The sequence below is a fragment of the Pseudomonas sp. NFR02 genome (assembly GCF_900119375.1).
GTDB classification, from domain to species: domain Bacteria; phylum Pseudomonadota; class Gammaproteobacteria; order Pseudomonadales; family Pseudomonadaceae; genus Aquipseudomonas; species Aquipseudomonas paracarnis.
Genome location: NZ_FPJJ01000010.1, coordinates 107,116 through 131,250 on the forward strand (window position 1 = coordinate 107,116; position 24,135 = coordinate 131,250).

A 24,135-nucleotide genomic window follows, 5' to 3' on the forward strand; every position below is an offset into this window, starting at 1 on the left:
AAAGGAATCACACCATGAACTACGCCACCTATTACCGCTACGACACTTGCACTGCATGGCGATTTAGCCAGCTCCGTTCGGGACAGCCTGCCGCCTCCGACCGGTCACCCCGTGGTGGCAAGCCAACACACGTAGCCGATACGGCCAATTGTCGAACACCCCAGTAGGCCAAGCGTGCGGGAATCGCCCGCCGCTTGCCCAGGAAGCCTTGAATATGAACTCCTCCGTCGCCGCTTTGCCCGTCTCTGCCCTCAACAGCGCCAATGAAGCCCTGACCCAGCGTTTGCCCAGCGCTCTTGAACTCAAGCACCAACTCCCGCTCAGCCCGTTCCTCAACGAACAAGTCCACGCCCATCGCCAAGCCGTGCGCGCCATCCTCAATGGCGAAGATTCACGCTTGCTGGTGATTGTCGGCCCGTGCTCGATCCACGACCCGGAATCGGCCATGGAATACGCGCGTAATCTGAAGAAGCTTGCGCTTGAAGTCAGCGACCAGATGCTGCTGGTGATCCGTGCCTACGTCGAGAAACCGCGCACCACTGTGGGCTGGAAAGGCTTGGCCTACGATCCGCACTTGGACGGCAGCGATGACATGGCCGCCGGCCTGACCCTGTCCCGCCAACTGATGCGTGAAATGCTGCGCCTGGGCCTGCCGGTGGCCACCGAGTTGCTGCAACCCATGGCCGCCGGCTACTTCGATGACCTGCTCACTTGGGTCGCCATTGGCGCACGCACGACCGAATCGCAGATTCACCGCGAATTGGCCAGCGGCCTGGGCATGCCCGTGGGCTTCAAAAACGGCACCGACGGTGGCGTCGCCATTGCCTGCGATGCAATGCGCTCAGCCTCTCACCCGCATCGTCATTTCGGCGTCGACAGCCAGGGCCACCCGGCGATCATCCAGACGCCCGGCAACCCCGACACTCATTTGGTGCTGCGCGGCGGCCATCGTGGGCCCAACTACGATGCGCAAAGCGTGGCCGACGTAAAGCATGACCTGGCCAAGTCCAAAGTAGCGCCACGAATCATGGTCGATTGCAGCCATGCCAACAGCGGCAAGAACCCGCTGCGCCAACCGGCGGTATTCAATGACGTGCTGGAGCAGCGTTTGCAAGGTGATACCTCGCTGGTCGGCATGATGCTTGAGAGTCACCTGTTCGAAGGCTGCCAGCCGCTGAGCGCGTCGATGAAATACGGCGTTTCGGTGACCGATGGTTGCCTGGGTTGGGACGGGACCGAGCAGTTGTTACGCAGTGCCGCCGAGCGTTTGCGGGAACACGGCAAAGCCGACTGATCGGTGAAAAACATTAGATCGGCCTGGAATTCTGTTTGGCAAACTCCTGCAGTGGGCGGGCATGGGCCGGTAGTGGCGTGTGCTCGATGCCTTCTCTTGCCTGCTTCTGCGAAGATTGAACTGGCGCGTAAATTTCGTGGCATACGGTAAACACGATGCACCCTTGAATCGCCTTCGTGCAGGAGCGAGCTTGCTCGCAAAAAAACGTCAACGATAACGCGTGCTTCCTGAATAAACGCAGCGCCTGCGAGTTTTTCGCGAGCGAGCTCCTACAAACAATGGCTGTGGACTAGGCCCGGGCCACCGGCATGCGGGACAGCTCTCGAAGCCACGGCAACACCCGCAGGCCGTTGGCAGTCTCGCAGGGGTCGACGATGTCCATGAAGTGTTCGAGGTTGACGTGGTCCGGCACACCCGGCAATCGCACTCGCACAGCCGGCGTTACGCCGCAAGGGGCGCCCAGGTCCAGATGCTCGTAGACGAGTACATGACGCACCTGGGGCAGAGGCTCATGGGCTTGGGCCATCAGCCCCGCATTGATTATCAGCACGTCGAAGGGTTCGGCAGGAATGGCAGTGAGAATCCGCACCTCTTCGAATGTTTGCACCGGCACGATCCGGTAATAACCCAACTGGTTGAGCATTTTCTCGATGTACAAGCGTTGCAGATGCTGTTCATCGGCAATCAGGATGGTCAGTGCTTTGTTCGGCATGGCAAACCCCTGGGCAGGCAGTGCTCGGCAGTGAGCGCAGCCCATTCTCCAGACATATGCCGACGACAAAATCAGGCATGTTCCCGGTTTGTGTAAGAGTTTTCCCAAATTTCCCGAATGGCGATCAACCGCAGTCAGGGCTGATTGCAATAAGCTTTCAAGCCACGATGCAAAACATCAAGCGCTTCGTTCACGCCGTCAACCGCGGGCCCCAATGCCTGACGGTCGCGCTGTTCACATGCGGCCTCCAATGCTTCACACCCACTGATCAATAGGTTTGCCTTGACCATTCGCGCGCCGCCCTTGGCACGGTGGGCCAGGTCGTGCAGCTTGGCAAAATCTGCCTGGCTTGCCAGGCGTGGCAGCAAGGCACGGTCCTCCCCCAGGCTTTTAAGCAACGGCGCCAACAATCCGACAAGCGCTGCGTGATCATCGCCGGTCAGCGCGACGAGTGTGCTCAAATCGAATGTCGGCACAGGCTGCGGGCCCGCGTCTGCCAAACGCGAGGCCAGCGCCGACCGCAAGTCGTCAAGCCCGGTTGGCTTGAACAGGCACCCATCCATGCCCGCCTGCCGGCAGCGCTCAGCTTCCTCCGGCTGGGCGTTGGCGGTGAACCCCAGCAACAGGCAGGGTTCAAGACCCTGCTCACGCTCTTGCGCGCGAATGTCCTGTGCTAGTTGATAGCCGTTCTTGAAGGGCATGTTGCAATCGGTAATGACGCCATCGAACTGCCCCGCTCGCCACTGCTCCAGCCCCTGCACACCGTCTTCGGCCGTGACGATACGGTGGCCCAGAAAGCTCAACTGTCGAGCCAGCAGCAAGCGATTGGCCGGGTAGTCGTCCACCACCAGAATGCTCAGCGCACGGCCCTCAGGCGCCGCCTCTTGCACAGGCTCAATCGGGGCCGGCAGCGTGGCGGTCATGGCCAGGGCCAACGTCACGTCCACCCGAGTGCCATGCCCCAGCACACTACTCAAGTGCAATTGGCCGCCCATCATTTCGCACAAGCTGCGGCTGATCACCAACCCCAGCCCAGACCCGCTGCGTGCCGACTGCTGATTGTTGCTGCCCTGAATAAACACGCTGAACAGCCGCTGCTGGTCGGCGACGCTAATTCCAATGCCGGTGTCTTGCACCCATAATTGCACGGCCAAGCGATCGCCCTCGACCACCGCCCGTGCAACCAGGCTGACCTGCCCATGGGGAGTGAACTTGATGGCATTGCTCAGCAGGTTCGACACCACTTGCTTGAATCGCAGCGGGTCGACCAGCACTGCCTGGTCAATCAGCGGGTCCAATTCAACCTGCAGCGCCAACCCCTTGGCTCGGGCCAGCCCCTCGAACACCCGTGCGACCGACGCCAACAGCTCATGCAGGTTGGCGGGCTCCAGGGTCAGCGACAAGTGCCCGGACTCGATCCGCACGATATCGAGAATATCGCCGATCAACTCCAGCATCCCCCGCGAAGCCACCGAGGCCACCTCCAGGGCGTCGCGGTCGACCCGCCCCTGTTCGGCATTTTTCAACGCCAGCTCAATCATGCCGATCACGGCATTCATGGGCGTGCGGATCTCGTGGCTCATGGTCGCCAGGAAGGTAGTCTTGGCGCGATTGGCGGCGTCGGCATCGTCCTTGGCTTCCTGTAGCTGGCCGAGCAAGCGGTGCCGCTCGCTCACGTCGACCCAACCGGCAATCATACCCACCACCTTGTCGTCGCCGTCGCGGTACGGCAGCATCCACTGGTAAATGGTCAGCACATCGCCGTTGGGCACCTTGAGTATTCGATCATGAATCTGCGGCTCGCCCCCAGCCATCAAGCGCAGATAATCCTCATGAAACGACTGGGCCTGTGGCGGGTTTTCGACGTCGGTTTCCACCACCGTCCTGCCGATCACGTCTTCAAGCTTGTAGCCAAACACGTCGAGGTAGGCGTTATTGCAGGCCATCAGCCTCCCTTGGCGATCACGCACGTAAATCGGGTGCGGCGTGCCGTCAATCAATACACTCATGAACCGCATCTGATCGCTCAGCGCCCGCTCGGCCTGCAGGCGCTTGCGAATCAGGCTGCGCAGGTAAATGGCCCAGCCCAGCGTGACGGCCAACAACAGCGCCGCCAACCCAAAGCCTTGAAGAATCACGTTGCGATAGCGCAACCAGTAACTGTCCTCGATGATGACCTCGCTGCGCCACTGGCCAATCAACTCGTCCATTTCCTGCGGGGTGATACTCAGCAGTGCCTTGTCGAGGATCGAATACAACTCCAATTGACTGCGGTTGACCCCAAAGGTCACGCGTGCAGGCTCGGTGCCGACCGTACTGGTGACACGCAAGCGGTCGCGGTAATACCGGTTGATCAGATAGCGTGCGCTGATCAATGAGTTGACCGCGCCATCGGCGTCACCCTTGGCCACCAGCGCCATGGCTTGCTGGGGGGTCTCCACGTCGACAAACATCACGCCTGGAAAATTCTGCGCTATCTCATCGTGCAGCCCATTGCCAACCACCATGGCCAGGCGTTTGCCGACCATGTCCTCCAGCGTGAGCGGGCTGTGCGGACCGTCGCGGGTAACCAGCACAAAGGGGTTGGTCAAGTAGGGCCGGGTAAAGCGCACTTTATCAGCCCGCTCCACGCTAGGCGTGACGACCGCCAGCATGTCCGCCGTGCCCGCGCTGACAATGTTGATCTGGCGCGGCAACGAACTGCCTGGCACCACATCGAACTTCAAGCCGGTACGCAAACTGATGCGCGACAGCACTTCGGCACTCAGCCCTTCGAATTGGCCTTGATCGCCGATAAACGATAAGGGAAGGAAATCATTGAGCACCGCGACCCTGACCCGTGGATTTTTCTGCACCCAGCGTTGTTCACTGGCGCTCAAGTGCAGCCGGTCAACGCCGATTATGCCCAGGTTACCCCCGCTCCAGCGGCGTAGAATTTCCATCTGCTCGCTGGCGGGAATCGCCTCCAGCGCAGCATTGAGGATGGGCAGTAAACGCGTATTTTCCCGGGTGACGGCAAACGCAAACGGATTGACTTCCAGGCCGGAAAAATCCGCCATGCGTACATTGTTGAGGTGGTTGCGATTGATCAGGTAGTTGCTACTGATGGCATCCCCCAGGTAGACGTCGGCACGACCAAACGCCACGGCACCAATGGCTTCGAAGGTCGAGGCAAACAGTTCCAGCTGGGCCTGGGGGTAAAACGCCCGTACGGCGTCGGGCTGCATATAGTGATACAGCATCGCCACGCGCTTGCCGGCCAGGTCATCATTCAACACCTGGCTGTCACCGCTGCGGGTCACCAGGGTCGGTTGATCGTTGGCATAAGAGCGAGACAACAGCAGTTGCGGATCGGCCGCTTCATAGCCATTGGCGGAACCGAGGAAATCCACCGCTCCCTGCTTCAGGGCCTCGATCACTTCATCGCGTGTGTCGTAACGCCGAACCTCGATGGAGATATGCAGGGCCTGGCCGACCAATGCGGCAAAATCGGCCGTGATACCTTCGAGCTCGTCGTTGTTGTTAGTCAAGTCAAAAGGTACGTAATCGGGCGCCGAGACGCCCATCAGTAATGAGCGCCGCTCACGCAGCCAACGCCAGTCGGCCTCGTCCAGCGTCACTTGCGGGGTTTCGATATGAGAGTGCCCCAACAGCCGCAAAGCGTGAGGCTCTTCGAGGGCCACCGCGATCAGGGGTAACAGGCTCATCCAAAGGACCGTGGCGAACCTCATCAACGCGGTGGTGACCATTTCAGTTCGGATCAGATCAGATGGTTGCGCTGGGCAAACTTGGATAAGTGCACTACCGAGGACATTCGTAACTTCTCCTTGAGTCGAGTCTTGTAGGTACTGATGGTCTTGTGGCTCAGCAGCATTTGCTCGGCGATTTCCTTGTTACCCAGCCCCAGGGCCAGCATCTGCAACACGGTCAATTCACGATCCGACAGGCAGTCGATCATCTGCCGTTCCGTTTCTTGCAGATCGTCGCGACGCACCGAACTGGTCGGCAAACTGGGGAAGCAACTGTAGCCCGACATGATGGCTTTGATAGCCTTTTGCAGCTCATCCAGTTCACCGGTCTTGGCGACGAACCCCATGGCACCGGAACGCATGCAGCGGGTAGAAAAAAACACCGCCAGGTAGGAGGTCAGTACCAGAATCTTGCATGGCAGGCCCAACGCCTTGATGCGGCTGATAACCTCCAACCCGCCTAATTTAGGCATTGCCAGGTCGAGGATAATCAGCTCGGGACGTTGCTCCCTCGCCAACTGCATGGCATCTGCGCCATCCCCTGCCTGAAAAATCTCATCAAACCCCTCCGCTTGCAGGAGGTATTTGACCGTCGCCCGGATAAACGGATGGTCATCCACAATTAATGCTTTGCTCATAAAACTTCCCTATGTGGACAAAATACCCTTACACATCACACCGGACCTGGGTACCTGTGAGAACTGACAGTTCCGACGAGCGGCGCTGCCCTCTGAGGACGGTAACGAGGCGGTGTCTGGCCCCTTCAATTAACTCAGCATAACCACGGACGCCGGACCTCAACGACCCAACAGCCGCAAGTGCCCAACCTTAGCAACGCAATGATGTTTCAACTGAAGGGATAATCCGGACTACATGTAGGATTTTTCCACAAACAAGCTTAGCCAATCCTGGCCAGCCCAAAGGGGATCAATCGGTGGTACTCGGGCTCCAGAAAGCCTGTACCACCAGGGTTGATGTTGAGAGGCGCGCCACCAGTGCATCCAGTTCATCGCCATCCACCGACGTGGCGGCCAGGATGGCCTCGATTTCCACTTCGTCGCTGCCGAACGGCCGCACATCGACATCACTGGCCGGGTAGTTGCAGCGGGCCAACTCGGCTTCCAGCAATGCCATCACCGCCTGTTGCTGACTGCGGCGCGCAATGACATAGAGGATATTGGTGACCTCTGCCGACACCACGTCCAAGGGTTGGCGGTTGATGTTATTGACGATCGGCCGCAGCAAGGTGTTGGCCGCCAGCACAAACAGCGTGCCCAGCAAAGCCTCGAGGATCAGGTCGGCCCCGGCGCAGGCGCCCACCGCCGCCGAAGCCCAGAGGGTGGCGGCAGTGTTAAGCCCGCGTACATTGCCCTCCTCCCGCATGATCACACCCGCCCCCAAAAAGCCGATGCCCGACACCACGTAAGCGACCACGCGCACCGCGCCTTCCGCACCGCCCAGGCGGTTGGCCATGTCGACAAAGATCGCCGCGCCTACCGCCACTAGCACATTGGTACGTAAGCCGGCGGTGCGTTGGCGGTACTGGCGCTCGAACCCGATCAGGCCACCGAGAATAAACGCAGCGCTGAGGCTGACCACGGTGTCGACCAGGGAGTTGAGGTTGATGTTGTTGATTGCCTGCATAAAAAATCTCCATGAATGCAGCGACAAATTGAAAAACACCGCAGGTCCCTGCGGGAGCTGGCTTGCCTGCGATAGCGGTACACCGACCCATGAGTCTGGCGACTGATACACCGTCATCGCGGGCAAGCCCGGCTCCCACAGGGTTTGGCGATGTTGCATGGGACCTGTTACTGCCAGCCAAACCTGCGGATGTAGTAGCCCTTCACCGCCTGGGTCAGCGCCATGTACGCCAGCAAAATCACCGGCAGGAACACGAAGTACAGCGACGGCAGCGCCTGCAATTTGAAGTAGTGCGCCAAAGGCCCCATCGGCAGGAATATCCCCACGGCCATGATCACGCCGGTCATCAGCATCAACGGCAGCGCTGCACGGCTTTGCAGGAACGGGATTTTCGGCGTGCGGATCATGTGCACGATCAGGGTCTGGGTCAGCAGCCCCACCACGAACCAGCCGGACTGGAACAGCGTCTGGTGGTCTGGAGTGTTGGCATCGAACACATACCACATGAGTGCGAACGTGGTGATGTCGAAGATCGAACTGATCGGCCCGAAGAACAACATGAAACGTCCCACTTCCCCGGGCTGCCAGCGTTGCGGCGTGGCAAGCATCTCGTCATCGACGTTGTCGAACGGAATCGCAATTTGCGAGATGTCATACAGCAGGTTTTGCACCAGCAGGTGCATCGGCAGCATCGGCAGAAACGGAATGAAGGCACTGGCTACCAACACCGAAAACACGTTGCCGAAGTTGGAACTGGCGGTCATCTTGATGTACTTGAGCATGTTGGCGAAGGTGCGCCGGCCTTCCAGCACGCCCTCCTCCAGGATCATCAGGCTCTTCTCCAGCAGGATGATGTCAGCCGCTTCCTTGGCGATGTCCACCGCACTGTCCACCGAAATCCCGATATCCGCCGTGCGCAACGCCGGAGCATCGTTGATGCCATCGCCCATAAAGCCCACCACATGTCCGTTGGCCTTGAGCAGCCGTACGATGCGTTCCTTGTGGCTGGGGGTGAGCTTGGCAAACACATTGGTGGTTTCCACCGCCAGGGCCAGTTCGGCGTCGCTCATCGCCTCGATGTCGTTACCCATCAGCAAGCCTTGTTGCGCAAGACCCACTTCGCGGCAGATCTTCGCCGTGACCAGTTCGTTGTCGCCGGTCAACACTTTCACCGCCACGCCGTGGGCCTTCAGGGCCTTGAGGGCGGGGGCGGTGCTTTCCTTGGGTGGGTCGAGAAATGCCACATAGCCGATCAGCGTCAGGTTGTTTTCATCCGCCAGGCTGTAGGTATCACGCCCTGCCGGCATCGGCTGCGCCGCTACCGCCACTACCCGCAGCCCTTCTTCGTTAAAAGCCGCCGTCACCTGGCGAATGCGCGCCAGCAGTTCGTCGGTCAGCGCTTCATCGACGTCGCCATGGCGCACGCGGTTGCACACCGACAAAATTTCCTCCACCGCCCCTTTGCAGATCAACAAGTGCGGTTGATGCTGCTCGGCCACCACCACCGACATGCGGCGGCGGTTGAAGTCGAAGGGAATCTCGTCAACCTTGTTGAACGCGGTGCCGACTTTCAACTCGCGATGGATATCCACATGCTCGAGCACGGCCACATCCAACAGGTTTTTCAAGCCGGTCTGGTAGTAGCTGTTGAGGTAGGCCATTTCCAGCACGTCGTCCGACTCCTGGCCCCACACGTCCACATGGCGCGCCAGGAAAATCTTGTCCTGGGTGAGCGTGCCGGTCTTGTCGGTGCACAGCACGTCCATGGCGCCAAAGTTCTGGATCGCGTCCAGGCGCTTGACGATGACCTTTTTGCGCGACAGAAACACCGCGCCCTTGGCCAACGTCGAGGTGACGATCATGGGCAGCATTTCCGGGGTCAGGCCAACTGCAATCGACAGCGCGAACAGCAACGCCTCGGTCCAGTCGCCCTTGGTGAAGCCGTTGATGAACAGCACCAGCGGCGCCATCACGAACATAAAGCGAATCAGCAACCAACTGACCTTGTTGACCCCCTGCTGGAACGAGGTGGTCGCACGGTCCGTCGCCGTGACGCGTTGCGCCAATGCACCAAAATACGTGCTGTTGCCGGTGGCCAGGACCACCGCCGTGGCGGCGCCGGACACCACGTTGGTGCCCATGAACAGAATATTTTCCAGCTCCAGCGGGTTGCGCGTGTGGGCGTCCTGCTGGTGGGCAAACTTCTCCACCGGCATGGATTCACCGGTCATCGCCGCCTGGCTGACGAACAGGTCCTTGGCGCTGAGCACGCGGCAGTCCGCGGGGATCATGTCGCCGGCCGACAATACAATCAGATCGCCTGGCACCAGTTGTTTGATCGGCAGTTCAATGCGCTTGGCAGCATCGCGGCGCAGCACCGTCGCGGTGTTGCTCACCATGGCCTTCAAGGCGTCGGCGGCCTTGTTCGACTTGGCCTCCTGCCAGAAGCGCAACAAGGTCGAGAGCACCACCATGGAGAAAATCACCGTGGCGGCCTTCATGTCTTCGGTCAGCCAAGAGATCACCGCCAACAGAGTCAGCAGCAGGTTGAACGGGTTCTTGTAGCAATGCCACAGGTGCACCCACCACGGCAGCGGCTGCTCGTGTTCGACTTCATTGAGGCCGTACTGCACGCGCAGGGCGTCGGCCTCCTGAGTGTTCAGGCCCTCGGTGTGGCTGCCCAGCACGCCCAGCAATTGCACAGTGCTGCGGTTGGCAGACGCCACCAATGTCTGCGCCAGGCTGGGCGGTACTTCGCGGCTGACACTGGCATCGGTCACGGTCTCCAGCATCGCCAGGCGGCGAAAATGCCGGGCGATATGCCGGGTCCGCAGGAAACCGGCGAAGAACTCTTTGAGCAAAGTGAGGTTCATGGTGTAACTCCTGCGCGAGGAAAAACCGTCGTGCAGGTACTGCCCGTCCACACCGCGCCCGTCACACAGGCACAGCCGAACCTGGCCCGCCCGCCGTAACAGGCAGGCGCGTCCGTAGCATCCAGGCGTTACCCAGGTGCTGGTCAGCGTCGATGAGAGGGAATCAGGCGGGTGCCAGGACTGGTCACCGCCGGGATGCCGCTTCTCGCTTTGTGAGGCGAGACAACGGCATCTGGAAAATGCGCGTTACCTTGCCAAGAGGCCGGTTACCGAAACCGGCCGACGACTGTCACTCGAACAAGTACCCACTGAGGGTCTCCGCTATTGATGAAAACGCGCGAAGCTTACGCCCCGATGTTGGCAGAGTAAACCGTAGGAAAGTGCCTGCATGGTGAATAAGAAAATTCTTCAGGATGGGTTCAGGAACGCCTTTCTCAACCCCACGTTGGGCGATCCCGTTCGACCAGCGCCAGGTAGTTTTCAATGCTCGCGCTAGCCACAACCTTCACTTGGATAGACACCCTATTCACCTGCCGGCCCATCGTGATCCCCTCACGGGTGCGCACCTGTACATAGCCAAGCCTGGGCCAAAAACGCTCGGCTCTGGTATTGCCCACCACTACCGTCAGCCGTAGCCACTGAGCGCCCTTTGCCACCGCCCACGCCTCAAGGTCGGTGTGCAAACGCTGCGCCAGCCCGCTGCCGTGCCAGCGCGCATGCACCAGCAGTAACCCGATGTGCCACACCCCGGTGGCGAGCAAATCAGCGGCGATATTCACCACGGCGACCAAGTGGCCCTGCGCATCGCGGTAACCCAGCCAGTACAGGCGACTGCAATGCCAGCCAGCGGGCAATTGGCCGCGTAACTCTTCCCGTGCTTCGGTCGGGGTAGCCGGTTCGCCATTCACCGCGATGAAGTAATCGGGTGCCTGTTCAAAAAACTGCTGCAACTCAGCCTCATCGCAACCCAAAAGCTCAACCACCCGAATGCCTTCCAAGGAGCTGCCAGGCAACAGATGTAGATCAACGTCCATGTTCAACCTCTTCAATCCCGCGTCAGCACTTCCAGCAATTCAATCTCGAAGCGCAGGTTACTGTTGGGTTTGATATGCGCGCCCATCGAGCGCTCGCCATAGGCCAGGTGCGCGGGTACATACAACGTGCGCACGCCGCCAACCTGCATGCCCATCAAGCCCTGGTCCCAACCCTTGATCACGCGGCCAGTGCCGATCACGCACTGAAACGGTTTGCCCCGCTCCCAGGAGGAATCGAACACCGTGCCATCTTCCAGGGTACCGGTGTATTGGGTGGTGATCAGCGCGCCCTTGACCACGGCTTTGCCGTCGCCCAGGCGGATGTCTGTGACCTGCAGTTCATCGTTGCTCATGGGGTTCTCATTGAAGGGGTCAAAGGCTGGGGTTTTCCCAGAATCGGATGGGTTTGGCAAGTGCAGGGGAATGGCCAGCGTGATGGTGGACCGTTCGCTGGAATGCATACAGCCGCGTCAGAATCCAATGTGGGAGCTGGCTTGCCTGCGAAGGCGGTGTGTCAGTCAATGCCCCTGTGACTGCACGACCGCTTTCGCAGGCAAGCCAGCTCCCACATTAAATCTGCATGCATTCAGAGGTCGCTGTGTCGACCCTTTACAACCAATGCCAGAACCGGCTCCAGAACCCGCGCCCCAACTCATCCTTGCACCCGGCATATTGGCGCGCATACATCTGCGAACGCGCCTGTACCTTGCTCGCTACCGGCGGCAGCCAGGCTTTGCTGGCGTAGGTGCGCTGGCGGTAGCCGCCCCAGCCTTCGTGGTAGTTCAGGTATTGGCCATAGGCGTCGTACTTGTAGACGCCATTGATGGTGTAGGTCTTGTCCATGTACCAGCCGATAAAGTCGATCGCGTCGTCGAAGTCTTCGCGATCAGCGCCGCTGCGGCCGGTGGCTTTGCGGTAGTCGTTCCATACTTCATCCTTGGCCTGGGCATAGCCGGAAGCGGTGGAGACGCGACCCCAAGGGATGATCCACAGCAGGTATTTACGCGGGGTCTTGGCGTCGTGGCGAAAGCCCGACTCCTGATACATGATGGCGAACGGCACCTGGATCGGTACGCCCCAGCGCTTTTGCGTGACCTTGGCGGCGTCGTACCAGTCGTCTTTTTCGCGCAAGATACCGCAGAGGTCGTTGGGCGTGCGTGGCGGCGAGGTGCCGCACGCCGCCAACAGGGAAGTGAGTAATAACAGTCCGACGGCTTTGCCTGCGCTCAAGGGTCACCTTTGTGGGATAAGGGTAAAATGCCAGCATTTTACCCCTTCACACAGGCGGCGTCCTTGCCGCAGACATCTTTAAGCCAAAGGCACGCGACGGGTAGTCAGCGCGATACGACCAATAAAGAAGCTCAACGCCGCACCCAACAGCAGCATGGCCAAGGTGCTCCAGGCGGCGCGGGACAGTTGCTTGGCAGCGACTTCACCGGCTTCACGGGCTTTCTGTTCAGCCTGTTTTTTCAGCTCATCGACTTTTTGCATGGCTTGCTGATAAGCCTGGGCATAGTTGTCGACGATCTGGGTGGCTTCTTCTTTGCTCTTGCCAGTGCGGGCCGCGACGATGTTGACCAGCGCCTCTTTATCCGCTGCATTCAATGCTGGCTCGCCGGACGCTTTCACACGTTCGAACCATTGCTTGAGCTCATCACCGGCCTGGGCAGGATTGGTCGCTGCATCGGTAGCCGACTGCTTGCCATCGGCAGCTGCCTGATCGGCTTTCTGCTCGACATTGGCAGGGTCCAGTTCAGCCTTGCCGCTCTGCTTGAGCAACGTATCCAGTTGGCCTTGCAGGCTGTTCCAGTCCAGCTCGATGCCCTGCTCATTCAACTGTTGCTTGATGCTATTGCCAATCCCCGGCGCGGCGGCAGCAATGCCACTGCCCGCAGCAGACAGACCTTTACCCACCACGTTGCCGGCCGTACCGACTACGCTGGAAGCCAGGCCCGCCAACAGCCAAGTGGTGAGCAAGGTGGTCAAGGTCCAGGTCAGCACCCCATGCAGACCGCCACGATCCGGCGCGGTGCGGCCGGCCACGAAGGCGCCCAACGCGATGGCGACCAGTGTCGATACAAACAGCCAGATACCCGCACCCGTGCCAAAACCGCTCAACGGGTTGCCCGCTTCCATCGGGTCAACGGCACTGGCGCCAATGGCGGTGCCCAACACGCTCAAAACCAGGTAGGTGACCAGTGCGATTGCACTACCGGCCAATACCGAGCTCCACGACACTCGAAACAGCGATCGATTGGTTTCATAGACAGTGGTCATACAAAGGTCCTTTTCAAATTGAGGAGCAAGGCAATGCGCCTTGATGGGTGTGAGTGTGGCGAAACGACATACGTTCAGTCCTGGCCCATATGCACCAGGCGCCCTGGTGCATTCGCACTGCCCCGTGGGCAATTACTCTGCACTATCCTGACGCCAGGATGTCGTAACCCAATGTGCCTTGCCCTGCCCTAATCGGAGACGTTATGACCCAGGATGTTCTCGCCAAAGAAACCAACCGCCGCCAACTGCAGACCATCATCTCGGGACTGTCCGACGGTGTGATTCTGGCCGAGGTCGACCAGACCATTCTCTGGGCCAATGAAGCGGCGTTGACCATGCATGGGGTCAGCGAGGTCAAGGAACTGGGCGCCAATACCGAGGCGTACGCCAAACGCTTTGCCCTGCGCTATCGCAACAACCATCCCTTGCCACTGGACAGCTACCCCCTCAGCCGCGTGGCTGCCGGTGAAGAGTTCAGCGATGTGGTGGTGGAAGTCACGCCCGCCGACGACGAACACCGCAGTTGGGTACATCGCCTGCGCAGCCTGGTGCTGACCGATGCCCAGGGTGAGCCGGAGTTGCTGGTGCTGATCCTCAGCGACGCCACCGAATGGGCCAGCGCCGAGCAACGTTTTGAGAAAACCTTCAACGCCAACCCGGCGCCCGCCGTGATCTGTCGCCTCAGCGACCTGCGCTACATCAAGGTCAACCAGGGTTTTTTGGAGATGACCGGCTACAACCGCGACCAGGTCATCGGCAAATCCGTGTATGAACTGGATGTGCTGGAACAGGCCGAGCGCAAGGACCTGGCGATCCAGCGCCTGGGCGAAGGCGCGACCATCCCGCAGATGCAGGCCGAACTGAGACTGCCCGAAGGTGGCAGCAAACTGGTGATCGTCGCCGGCCAACCGTTGGACATGAACGAGGAAGACTGCATGCTGTTTTCCTTCACCGACCTGGAGCCACGGCGTAAAGCCGAGATCGCCCTGCGCCAGAGCGAAGAACGCTTCGCCAAATCCTTCCGCCTGACGCCCGTGCCGACCCTGGTATGCAGTGCCGACAACCGCCAGGTGGTAGACATCAACGAAGCCTTCATGAGCATCACCGGCTATATCAGCGAGGAACTGATCGGCAAATCCATCGAAGACATCAACTTCATCGACAGCCCCCAGGCCGGCGCGCAGTTGTTCGCCACCCTGGAAAAAGCCGGCAACCTTGAAGGCCAGGACCTCAAGGTGCGCAAGAAAGGCAACGAGGTGATCGACTGCGTGGTATCCGCCGACACCGTGATTATCCAGGACGTGCCCTGCTACCTGATGGTGCTGATGAACATCACCGAGCGCAAACGCTCGGAGCTGGAACTGGTGGCGGCCATCGAGGAAGTCATGCAGGACGCGTCCTGGTTCAGCCAGACCCTGATCGAGAAGCTGGCCAACGCCAAGAGCGTCAACAGCCCCAACCTGCCGAATGTTTCCTTCACCGACCTCACCGCCCGCGAGCGCGATGTATTGGGCCTGATCTGCGAGGGCCTGGCGGACAAAGAGATCGCCTCGCGCCTGAAACTGGCGCCCAACACCGTGCGTAACCATGTGGCCACGGTGTATTCCAAGCTGGGGGTGCACAGCCGTAGTGCAGCGATCGTCTGGGCTCGTGAACGCGGGCTGTTTGCCGGTGATTTGCGCCTGAAAAACAAGCCCTGACCCTGCAAATGCACTAGTGCGTCTAGTGCGAATTCGCCTTATTGAGCGGCGGTGCAAGCAATAACCTTCAAGGGATCGTATTTATGCCTAGAAGGAACCCGCATGTTTACCCTCTCTCAGCTGCGCAACTGCATCGAAGAAGGCCTGTCACCGCTGACGTGCGAATTCACCCTGTGCCGGGACGCGTCCTTGACCCTCAAGGTCTATGATGCCGAGACCGGCCGCGTCGACCTGGTGGTCACTGGCATCAGCACCAACCGCCTGCAGACCCCGCAGGAAGTAGCGAAAATGGTGGATGAATTGCGCTACGAGCTGCAAAGCAACAACGTCGGCAAGCTCACGCTGGATGATTTGCCTTTATCGCCGCTCCCATGAAATAAAACACCCCACCTGCGACGATAAACGCCCCCAGCATGTAGAACATGTAATGGGCCGGCAGGCTGGCCAACACCAGCCCACACAGCACCGGCCCCAGCGCGGCACCAAGGTTGGACAGGTTTTGCGCCCCGTAATACATGCCCCGCAGGTGGTCCGGGGCAATTCGGTCGATAAACATGTACTCGGCCGGGAACACGATGATCTCCCCGACGGTGAACACCGCCATCGCCAGCACCCAGCCCACCACGCTGGTGGACAGCCCGAAGCCGATCAACCCCAGCATGAACATGCTCAAGCCAGCGATCAGCCACTGGCTCAGGTAACGGTGCGAGATGCGCCGGCCAATCAGGTACTGCAAGGCAATCACTAGCACGGCGTTGGTGGTCAGCACCGCGCTGATCACCGTGTAGGTGTATTCGGCGGTCGTGGTGGTCACCAGGTATTGCGACAGATAGGCCGTGAACTGGCCGAACACCACCGCGCTGAGTAAACCGCCGAGGGTGAAGCACACCAGGCGACGGTCCTGCAGCAAAACGCGGGCGACGGCAAGGAACGGCAGCGGCTTTTGCGTGGCGTCCACCGTGGCCAAGTTACGGTCACCCCAGCGCCCATACAGCAGAAAAAACCCCAGCCCCAACAGCGCCGACAGAACAAACGGCAAGCTGATATCCAGCTTGGCCACCATCGCGCCAAAGAACGGCCCTACGGCATAGCCGATATTGGTGAGGGTGTACTTGATGGAAAATACTTCGCTGCGCGCGTCTTCGGGCAGCAGGCTGGCGAAGCCGGCTTTCACCGCAATATCAATGACGGCGTAGGCCAGGTTGATCAGGATCAGGCAGCCATAGAACGCCCAGATATTCTGCGCCAGCACCGTACCGATAAACCCCAGCACAAACACCAGGCTCAAGCCGAGCAACAGGCGATAGCTGTTGATGCGGTCAACCAGGAAACCGCCGTAGACACTGAGTAGTGAACCGACGATCAGCGAACTGCCGATTACCAGGCCGACCTGGGTAATGTCCAAGGCGAAGTGGCTGGTGAGGTAGATCACGAGATAAGGAAAGGTGATGGCCTTGGCCAGCGTCAGCAGCAACGTGGCGCACAGCAACAGGTTCACGGTGCGGGGGTAGTTTCTGATGGTGGCAAGCATCCTGCTCTCGTTCTTCAAAGGTAACGCGACCATTGCGGTCGGTTACCTTAACGCAAGAAACATGAAACGAGCAGGTGCCCGGCGGGATTATTTCTTGACTGGCGTAATCTCCAGGATGGTGCCGTTGGTGGTCTTGAGCAGGACGTACTTGTCACCTACACGCGCCCATTGGCTTTCTTCTTCGGGCTGTTTGAGCCCGCGTTTTTTCCAGTCTTTAATCGCTGATTCCTCGCGCATCAAGATGTCCGGGGCGCGATCACCCTCTTTCAAGTCACGGGCGTTGATGCTTGAAGGTTGCACGGTTTCCTGAGGGGTATCGCCGGCCTGCACGACAGCACTGACGGTGGAAAAGCTGGCAGCGACCAGCAGGCAAGCGGCTAAGGTTTTCGACTTCATGGGTGCTCCTTCAATTAATGGTGCGTACCCAGATTCCGACCGTGGCGGCGCGCAATCATTCAGCCGGGTTTCCCTGTGGCCAGAGATTGCTTTCGTGAAATTTATCATGTAATTTTTCATGAAATTATTCGATATAAATTTCATGACCCCACAAGAAGAACTCGCCACCCTCGCGGCGCTGATCCACGACCTGCGCAAGCACAAGAAGCTCACCCTGGCCCAACTTGCGCAAAAAATCGAAAGGTCGGTGGGATTTCTGTCCCAGGTCGAACGTGGCCTGTCGCGCCCGACCGTGGCCGATTTAACCGCCATCAGCCACGCCCTCGACGTGCCCACCACGTATTTCTACAGCCTGCCCAAACCCAAGGCGGTGGATTGGGTGACCCGCCCCAACGAGCGGCGCACGGTGTATTACGCCAACGGCATCACCGACATCCTGGTGTCGCCGAGCATGAACGGCGCGTTCTCGATGCTCGACAGCCTGTTGGCCCCCGGTGCCAACAGCGGCGAACAGAGCATGAGCGACCGTGCCGAACAGGCCGGATTTGTGCTCGAAGGCGAGTTGACCCTGTGGGTGGATGACGAAGCCGAGCCAGTCACCCTCAGCCCCGGCGACAGCTTCCACCTCGCCAGTTTCGCCCACTGCCGCTACGCCAACCTGACCGACCTGCCCGCCCGCGTCTTGTGGGTTTACAACTAGGAGCTGCACCCGTGAAAAGCCATTCCTCCACGTTGCTGGCCGAAGTACGGAGCTTTCGCCAGAACCACCCCGACGTGCGCTATGTCGACCTGATCGCCCTGGACATTCCCGGGCATTTCTACGGCAAGCGCTACCCAGTGGAGATGCTTGAAAAAATCGCCGCCGGCAGCCCGCTGAAGCTGCCGCAGAATGCGGTGCTACTGGGAGCCCAGGGTGGGCTGTTCAAGATTGGCGACTACTGCTTCAACGATGGCGACCCGGACGCCAATCGCCGATTGGTGCCCGGCACGCTCAAACCGGTGAACTGGGAGTCGCAGCCATTGGGGCAAATGCTCATCACCTCGGACGGCACCGAAGCGCCCATCGAGTTCGAACCCCGCGAAGTCCTGGCCAAGGTGCTGGAACGCTTGCAGCATCAGGGCATTCATCCCGTGGTGGCGTTTGAGCTGGAGTTCTACCTGTTTGATAAACAGCTGGAAAACGGCCTGCCGCAATTTGCCCGCGACCCGCTCAGTGGGGATGCCGACGACCAGCCCAACCTGCATATCGAACGGCTGTCGCGTTTCAGCGACGTGCTCGACGACATGGCGCAAACCGCCAAGGACCAAGGCATCGACATCACGGTGATCACCGCCGAGATCGGCCCCGGCCAGTTCGAGATCAACTTCGGCCACTGCGATGACGGCCTGCGCGCCGCCGACTGGGCCGCCCTGTTCTGCCGTAGCACCCGTGGCGTCGCGCTCAAGCATGGTTACCGCGCCAGCTTCATGGCCAAACCCTACCTGCAATTTCCCGGCAGCGGCATGCACGTGCATGTCAGCCTTTACGACGCAGCGGGCAATAACTTGCTAGCGGCCCATCAGCAGCGGCCATTGCGCCACGCCGTAGCCGGTTGCCTGGAATTACTGCCCCACTGCATGCCGATTTTCTCGCCCAACCACAATGCCTTCCGCCGCCTGGGCGGCACGGTTAACGCTGCGACGCGGGCGAGCTGGGGCTTTGAAGACCGCGATGCCTGTGTGCGCATCCCCGAGTCCGACCCGCGCAACCTGCGGATCGAGCACCGCCTGGCCAGCGCCGATGCCAACCCTTACCTGGTGCTGGCGGCGATCCTGGTGGGCCTGGAGCACGGGCTTGAGGCCAAGCGCGAACCCATCGCGCCACTGAACGAGGACCGCAACAGCGGCGCCGATTTCCCGGTGGAAATGCTCGACGCCGTGCGTGCCATGCAGCAGCAACCAGTACTGCGCGACAAGCTGGGCGCGGAATTTGTCGAGGTGTATTGCGAGAACAAACGCCAGGACCACCTGGCTTTCCAGCAGGAGATCCAGGCGCGGGAATATCGCTGGTTCCTCTAAGCGCGTGACGCACTCGCGGCATAAAAACCTTGATCCAAATCAAAGAAAGGCTCTAGCACGGGCCTTTCAGCCCGATAAATTGTCGAACAATCCTGGCCTTTGCCGTTGAGATCCATTATCATCCGGCGCCTTCTCGCTACCCGACGGGTAGCTGTTTCAATGTGTCACCCGAGGCGCCCATGTACCGTTTTCCGTTTCACCGCCCTTTGATTGCCATCAGTCTGGGGCTGGTTTCCCATTCCGTCAGCGCGGCCCTGCAACCCATAGCCGAAGCCCCGCTGGCCAGTGACACCGAGCTGCACTGCCACTTCAACCGCGACGCCAGCACTGACTGCACCACCACCTACCGCTACACAATTCTCAAGGCCAACGGCCGCGAAATGCTCTCGCGCATCGACTTCGACTACTCCGAAGCCGACACCTTTGAAGTGGTCAGTGCACAGTCCACTCAGCCTGGCGCCAAGCCGGTCGCCCTGGCTGCCACGCAAATCGATACCCGCAGCGCACCCAACCCGGACCAAGGCTTCAGCCGCGACAAGCAAACCTCCCTGGCCTTCCCCAACCTGCGCGTGGGCACGCAGATCCGCTACACGGTACGCCAGCATTACCCGGCCAAACCGCTGATGACTCAGTTCCACTATGTGCTCAAATTCGGGCCCAGCTCAGCCCGCCGCGATCGCTTCAAGGCGCGCTTTACCGCCGAACGGCCGATCCAGTGGCGAAGTGAATTGTTCGACGGTTTCAAGGTAACGCCTTCGAGCAACGGCAAGACCCTGGACGTGGTGCAAAAAGCCCCGACCTACCTCAACTACATCAATGAATCCTCCGCCGCCGCACTGCTGCGCGTCCCACGCCTTGAAGTGGGCAGCGCCGTGGACCGCCAGGCGTACTTCGGTGATTTCGCCCAGCGTTACAACCAGATCCTCGGCGCCACCCTGCCGGCGCAAGCCGCCACCGCGGTGGCCGCCGCACGCAGCCTGGCGCCGGCTGAGCAAGTGGCCGCGCTGATGCAGCACATCAATGATCACTACCGCTACCTGGGCGACTGGCGCGCCAGCGAGCGTGGTTATGTGCCGTTCAGCCTGGCGGAAATCGAGCAGCACGGCTACGGCGATTGCAAGGACCTGGCGACCCTGCTGACAGCCATGCTCAAGACCAGCGGCATCAAGGCTGAGACCGCGTGGGTCAGCCGTGGCGACGTGGTCGATGCCTTGCTGATCCCCGGCACCCAGGCGCCGAACCATGCCATCGTGCGTGCCGAAGTGAATGGACAGGTGTGGTGGCTTGACCCGACCAACCCGGTCTTCGCCCCTGGCCAAACCATGCCCGACATTCAGGACCGCTGGGTATTGGTCAACGATGCGCAGGGCCAGGTGCGCGAAGAACACATCCCACTGGAGCGCCCCGAAGTCTCGATACGCCTGGACAAACAGGTGCAGTACGGCAAAGAGGGAGATGGCGCGGTCAAGGCGACTATTACCTTCAGCCGCCTGCCGCTGATGCAACTGAGCGTCGCAGACCGCCAGCAAGGCACCACCGCCACCGACCAGAACATCTGCGCCAACTTCGGCAACGATATCAGCGACTGCCAGATCACCCGCGAACCCACCCGCTTTGTGGTACATGACGGCTACAGCGTCACCGCCCGCATGAACGATCAGCGCGCCCTGGAAAAACTGGCCAATGACTATGTCTACACCGACCCGTCCTTGAAAGACCGCTGGGAGGGCTACATCAACTATCGCCGCCAGGGGCAACAGGCTGACCTCTACCTGGGCAACCCAGAGACCTACGACTACACCTACACCCTGGCTGGCGGGAAGATGGAAAAAGCCATCCCCGGCTGCAAGGTGCGCTCGCCCTGGTACGACCTCGACCTGGACGGCAAACTCGAGGACGGCTCGCTGCGCTACCACTATCGCCTGAGCCAGAAAAAGCGCTGGCTGACCCATGCCGAAGTCACCAGCGATGCGTTCGGAAAGATGATTGAAGAGGCTCGGGCCTGTGCCGAGCAGGTGCATCAGGTAGTAAAGTTCTAGACTGCCCCTGACACACCCCGATCCAAATGTGGGAGCTGGCTTGCCTGCGATGGCGGTGTATCAGCCACTCATGTGCAAGTTGACACGCCGCCATCGCAGGCAAGCCAGCTCCCACCGTTTAATCCGTGTGCGTCAGCGGGATTCACCGAGCAACAAGCCCTGCTCCCGCGCGCACAACCCCACTACATAATCCCACAACACCCGCAACCGCACCGACTTGTGCAGCTCCCGGCGCGAGCTGATCCAATAGCTGCGCTGAATGCCCTCTGCCGGCAACAACGGCACCAACGCCTCATCGCCAGCTGCCATGAAACACGGCAACACCGCAATCCCCAACCCCGAACGCGCCGCCTGGTGCTGGGCGATCACGCTGGTGCTGTGGAACACCACCTTGGGGCTACGGCAGAAGCTGTTGAGGAACTTCAGTTCCTGGCTGAACAGCAAGTCATCGACATAATCGATCCAGGCATGGGCAGCGAGGTCTTCACGTTTTTCGATGGGCGGGTTGCGTGCCAGATAGGCACGGCTGGCGTAGAGCGCCAGGCGGTAGTCGGTGAGTTTGCGCGTCACCAGTTGGTCGGCGCTGGGGCGCTCCAGGTGAATGCTGATCTCCGCTTCGCGATTGAGGATGCTGACAAAGCGCGGCACCGCGACCAGCTCCACCTCCAACCCTGGGTAGCGTTCAAATAGCCCGCCCATGCGTGCGGCCAGAAACATCACGCCCAGGCCTTCGGCTACGCCGAGGCGGATCTTGCCCAGGGGCGCAGCAGAATGGGTGAGTTCATCTTCGGCCAGCAGTGCCACATTTTCCATAGCCTCGGCATGCTTGAGCAACGCTTCGCCGGCGGGCGTCAGTTCATAGCCCTGGGCGTGCTGCACAAACAGCGCCGTGCCGAGGCTTTTCTCGATGGCGTCGATGTGCCGCGCCACGGTGGCATGCGTGGTTTTCAGGCGTTGGGCGGCGGTGAGCAGGCGGCCACTGCGCTGCAACTCGAGAAAAAACCGCAGGTCATTCCAGTCGAACATATCGCCTCCAGAGCCTGGGCCAGCCGGCGTTGTTTAAAAACGCACAGCGGGTGGGTAAAAACTAACATTTTTAAGACGAAAACTAACAACTAGGATGGGCCCAATAAGAAAAACAAGCGAGGCCCCAGATGCCCAATGCAACTGCTGAGTACGATTACATCGTCGTCGGCGCCGGCCCTGCCGGATGCCTGCTGGCCAATCGTCTGTCCGCCAACCCGGCTCACCGTGTCCTGCTGCTGGAAGCCGGTGGTCGCGACAACTACCCCTGGATCCATATCCCCGTCGGCTACCTGTTCTGCATCGGCAACCCACGCACCGATTGGTGCTTCAAGACCCAACCCCAAGCCGGCCTGCAGGGGCGCGCCTTGAGTTACCCTCGCGGCAAAGTGCTGGGCGGCTGCTCGTCCATCAACGGCATGATCTACATGCGCGGCCAGGCCCAGGACTACGATGGCTGGGCGGCGGCGGGCAACGCGGGCTGGGCTTGGAAAGACGTACTGCCGCTGTTCAAACAGAGCGAAAACCATTTTGCCGGCGGCTCTGAATTCCACAGCGAGGGCGGCGAGTGGCGCGTCGAGCAACAGCGCCTGTCGTGGCCGATCCTCGATGCGTTTCGTGAGGCGGCGGCTCAAAGCGGCATCGCCAATATCAATGACTTCAACCAGGGCGACAACGAGGGCTGTGGCTATTTCCAGGTCAACCAGAAAGCCGGTGTGCGCTGGAATGCGGCCAAGGCGTTTCTCAAGCCGATCCGCCAGCGCCCTAACCTCACCGTGCTGACTGAGGTAGAGGTTGAGCGTGTGCTACTGGAGAACGGGCGTGCTTGCCAGGTACTGGGGCGTCAACACGGCCAGTCGATGAGCTGGAAGGCGCGCAAGGAGATTGTGCTGTGCGCCGGCTCCGTGGGTTCACCGGGGATTCTGCAACGCTCAGGGATCGGCCCTTCCCATGTGCTCAAGCCGCTGGGTATCAACGTGGTGCACGAGCTGCCAGGGGTTGGTGGCAACCTGCAAGATCACCTGCAACTGCGCCTGATCTACAAGCTGGAAAATGCCCGCACCCTGAACCAGATCGCCGGTACCTTGTGGGGCAAGATGGGCATGGGCCTGCGCTACCTGTACGACCGCAGCGGCCCGCTGTCGATGGCGCCCAGCCAGCTTGGCGCGTTTGCCCGCTCCGGCCCGGAGCAGACCTCGGCCAACCTGCAATACCATGTGCAGCCACTGTCCCTGGAACGCTTTGGCGAACCGTTGCACGGCTTCCCGGCATTTACCGCGTCGGTCTGCGACCTGCGCCCGCAAAGTCGCGGCCGGGTGGATATCCGTTCGACCAACCCGGCGGATGCGCCGCTGATACAGCCTAATTACCTCAGCCACCCCGAAGACTTGCGTGTAGCGGCCGACGCTATTCGCCTGACCCGGCGCATCGTCGCCGCTCCGGCCCTGAGCCAGTTCAAACCGGTGGAATACCTGCCCGGCGAAGCCCTGCAAACTGAAGAACAACTGCACGAGGCCGCTGCACGGATCGGCACCACGATTTTCCATCCGGTGGGCACCTGCCGCATGGGCGATGACAAAGACGCCGTGGTCGACAGCCAACTGCGCGTACACGGCATTCCCGGCCTGCGCATTGCCGATGCGTCGATCATGCCGCGCATCACCTCCGGCAATACCTGCTCACCCACGCTGATGATCGCGGAGAAGGCCGCACAGCTGATCCTGTCACCCAACACTGCAGGAGCGAGCTTGCTCGCGAAAAGCCCAACAGCACCGCGCACCACAGGGCACCCCGCGTAATCATTA

At 60.3% G+C, this 24,135-nt stretch carries 19 protein-coding genes; 7 read left to right on the top strand and 12 right to left on the bottom strand.

The window, feature by feature from the left end:
• The first annotated feature begins 214 nt into the window (after positions 1-214).
• Complete coding sequence (locus BT199_RS24935) at positions 215-1,294, top strand: 3-deoxy-7-phosphoheptulonate synthase (RefSeq protein ID WP_072435650.1); 1,080 nt, start codon at positions 215-217, stop codon at positions 1,292-1,294.
• Between the two features lie 289 nt (positions 1,295-1,583).
• Here the strand turns inward: BT199_RS24935 and BT199_RS24940 are convergent, their stop codons facing one another.
• The 9 genes from BT199_RS24940 to BT199_RS24980 all read right to left on the bottom strand — a co-directional run bounded on the left by BT199_RS24940 (position 1,584) and on the right by BT199_RS24980 (position 13,583).
• Positions 1,584-2,006, bottom strand: a complete 423-nt coding sequence (locus BT199_RS24940) for a hypothetical protein (RefSeq protein ID WP_032903477.1) — start codon at positions 2,004-2,006, stop codon at positions 1,584-1,586.
• Positions 2,007-2,140: 134 nt separating this feature from the next.
• Positions 2,141-5,713 (bottom strand): transporter substrate-binding domain-containing protein, encoded by a 3,573-nt coding sequence (locus tag BT199_RS24945; RefSeq protein WP_371914268.1) that lies wholly within the window; start codon positions 5,711-5,713, stop codon positions 2,141-2,143.
• 53 nt (positions 5,714-5,766) lie between these two features.
• The gene (locus tag BT199_RS24950; protein ID WP_072435652.1) at positions 5,767-6,393 is read right to left on the bottom strand and encodes a response regulator transcription factor; all 627 of its coding nucleotides are present in this window, start codon (positions 6,391-6,393) and stop codon (positions 5,767-5,769) included.
• Between the two features lie 289 nt (positions 6,394-6,682).
• A complete protein-coding gene (locus BT199_RS24955; protein ID WP_019821435.1) occupies positions 6,683-7,399 on the bottom strand; it encodes an MgtC/SapB family protein in 717 nt (238 codons plus the stop codon).
• A 167-nt stretch (positions 7,400-7,566) separates the two neighbouring features.
• Positions 7,567-10,272: a magnesium-translocating P-type ATPase gene (gene mgtA / locus BT199_RS24960; protein ID WP_014717990.1), complete on the bottom strand. Its 2,706-nt coding sequence runs from the start codon at positions 10,270-10,272 to the stop codon at positions 7,567-7,569.
• A 434-nt stretch (positions 10,273-10,706) separates the two neighbouring features.
• Positions 10,707-11,306: a GNAT family N-acetyltransferase gene (locus BT199_RS24965; RefSeq protein ID WP_072435653.1), complete on the bottom strand. Its 600-nt coding sequence runs from the start codon at positions 11,304-11,306 to the stop codon at positions 10,707-10,709.
• An 11-nt stretch (positions 11,307-11,317) separates the two neighbouring features.
• Positions 11,318-11,659: an FKBP-type peptidyl-prolyl cis-trans isomerase gene (locus tag BT199_RS24970; protein ID WP_032903474.1), complete on the bottom strand. Its 342-nt coding sequence runs from the start codon at positions 11,657-11,659 to the stop codon at positions 11,318-11,320.
• A 256-nt stretch (positions 11,660-11,915) separates the two neighbouring features.
• On the bottom strand, positions 11,916-12,536 hold the full coding sequence (locus tag BT199_RS24975) for a transglycosylase SLT domain-containing protein (RefSeq protein WP_003190361.1): 621 nt from the start codon (positions 12,534-12,536) through the stop codon (positions 11,916-11,918).
• A 78-nt stretch (positions 12,537-12,614) separates the two neighbouring features.
• Positions 12,615-13,583: a hypothetical protein gene (locus tag BT199_RS24980; RefSeq protein ID WP_019821429.1), complete on the bottom strand. Its 969-nt coding sequence runs from the start codon at positions 13,581-13,583 to the stop codon at positions 12,615-12,617.
• Between the two features lie 203 nt (positions 13,584-13,786).
• Between BT199_RS24980 and BT199_RS24985 the strand changes: the two genes are divergently transcribed.
• The gene (locus BT199_RS24985) at positions 13,787-15,283 is read left to right on the top strand and encodes a PAS domain S-box protein (RefSeq protein WP_014717983.1); all 1,497 of its coding nucleotides are present in this window, start codon (positions 13,787-13,789) and stop codon (positions 15,281-15,283) included.
• Positions 15,284-15,385: 102 nt separating this feature from the next.
• Positions 15,386-15,658: a DUF1652 domain-containing protein gene (locus BT199_RS24990; protein WP_003190355.1), complete on the top strand. Its 273-nt coding sequence runs from the start codon at positions 15,386-15,388 to the stop codon at positions 15,656-15,658.
• Here BT199_RS24990 and BT199_RS24995 read toward each other — a convergent pair.
• Positions 15,621-16,814, bottom strand: coding sequence for an MFS transporter (locus BT199_RS24995; protein ID WP_072435654.1), 1,194 nt, complete (start codon positions 16,812-16,814; stop codon positions 15,621-15,623). The genes BT199_RS24990 and BT199_RS24995 overlap by 38 nt on opposite strands.
• An 87-nt stretch (positions 16,815-16,901) precedes the next feature.
• Positions 16,902-17,210 carry an RcnB family protein gene (locus BT199_RS25000; protein ID WP_072435655.1) on the bottom strand — a complete coding sequence of 103 codons (309 nt, stop codon included), beginning with the start codon at positions 17,208-17,210 and terminating at the stop codon, positions 16,902-16,904.
• Between the two features lie 142 nt (positions 17,211-17,352).
• Here BT199_RS25000 and BT199_RS25005 point away from each other — a divergent pair, with 142 nt between their 5' ends.
• From BT199_RS25005 to BT199_RS25015, 3 genes are all read left to right on the top strand, one after another.
• The gene (locus tag BT199_RS25005; protein WP_072435656.1) at positions 17,353-17,910 is read left to right on the top strand and encodes a helix-turn-helix domain-containing protein; all 558 of its coding nucleotides are present in this window, start codon (positions 17,353-17,355) and stop codon (positions 17,908-17,910) included.
• 11 nt (positions 17,911-17,921) lie between these two features.
• The gene (locus tag BT199_RS25010; protein WP_058410174.1) at positions 17,922-19,268 is read left to right on the top strand and encodes a glutamine synthetase family protein; all 1,347 of its coding nucleotides are present in this window, start codon (positions 17,922-17,924) and stop codon (positions 19,266-19,268) included.
• Between the two features lie 179 nt (positions 19,269-19,447).
• Positions 19,448-21,307 carry a DUF3857 domain-containing transglutaminase family protein gene (locus BT199_RS25015; RefSeq protein ID WP_072435657.1) on the top strand — a complete coding sequence of 620 codons (1,860 nt, stop codon included), beginning with the start codon at positions 19,448-19,450 and terminating at the stop codon, positions 21,305-21,307.
• A 132-nt stretch (positions 21,308-21,439) separates the two neighbouring features.
• Here the strand turns inward: BT199_RS25015 and BT199_RS25020 are convergent, their stop codons facing one another.
• Positions 21,440-22,333 (bottom strand): LysR family transcriptional regulator, encoded by an 894-nt coding sequence (locus BT199_RS25020; protein WP_014717977.1) that lies wholly within the window; start codon positions 22,331-22,333, stop codon positions 21,440-21,442.
• Positions 22,334-22,461: 128 nt separating this feature from the next.
• Here BT199_RS25020 and BT199_RS25025 point away from each other — a divergent pair, with 128 nt between their 5' ends.
• On the top strand, positions 22,462-24,129 hold the full coding sequence (locus BT199_RS25025; protein WP_072435658.1) for a GMC family oxidoreductase: 1,668 nt from the start codon (positions 22,462-22,464) through the stop codon (positions 24,127-24,129).
• The last annotated feature ends 6 nt before the right edge of the window (positions 24,130-24,135 follow it).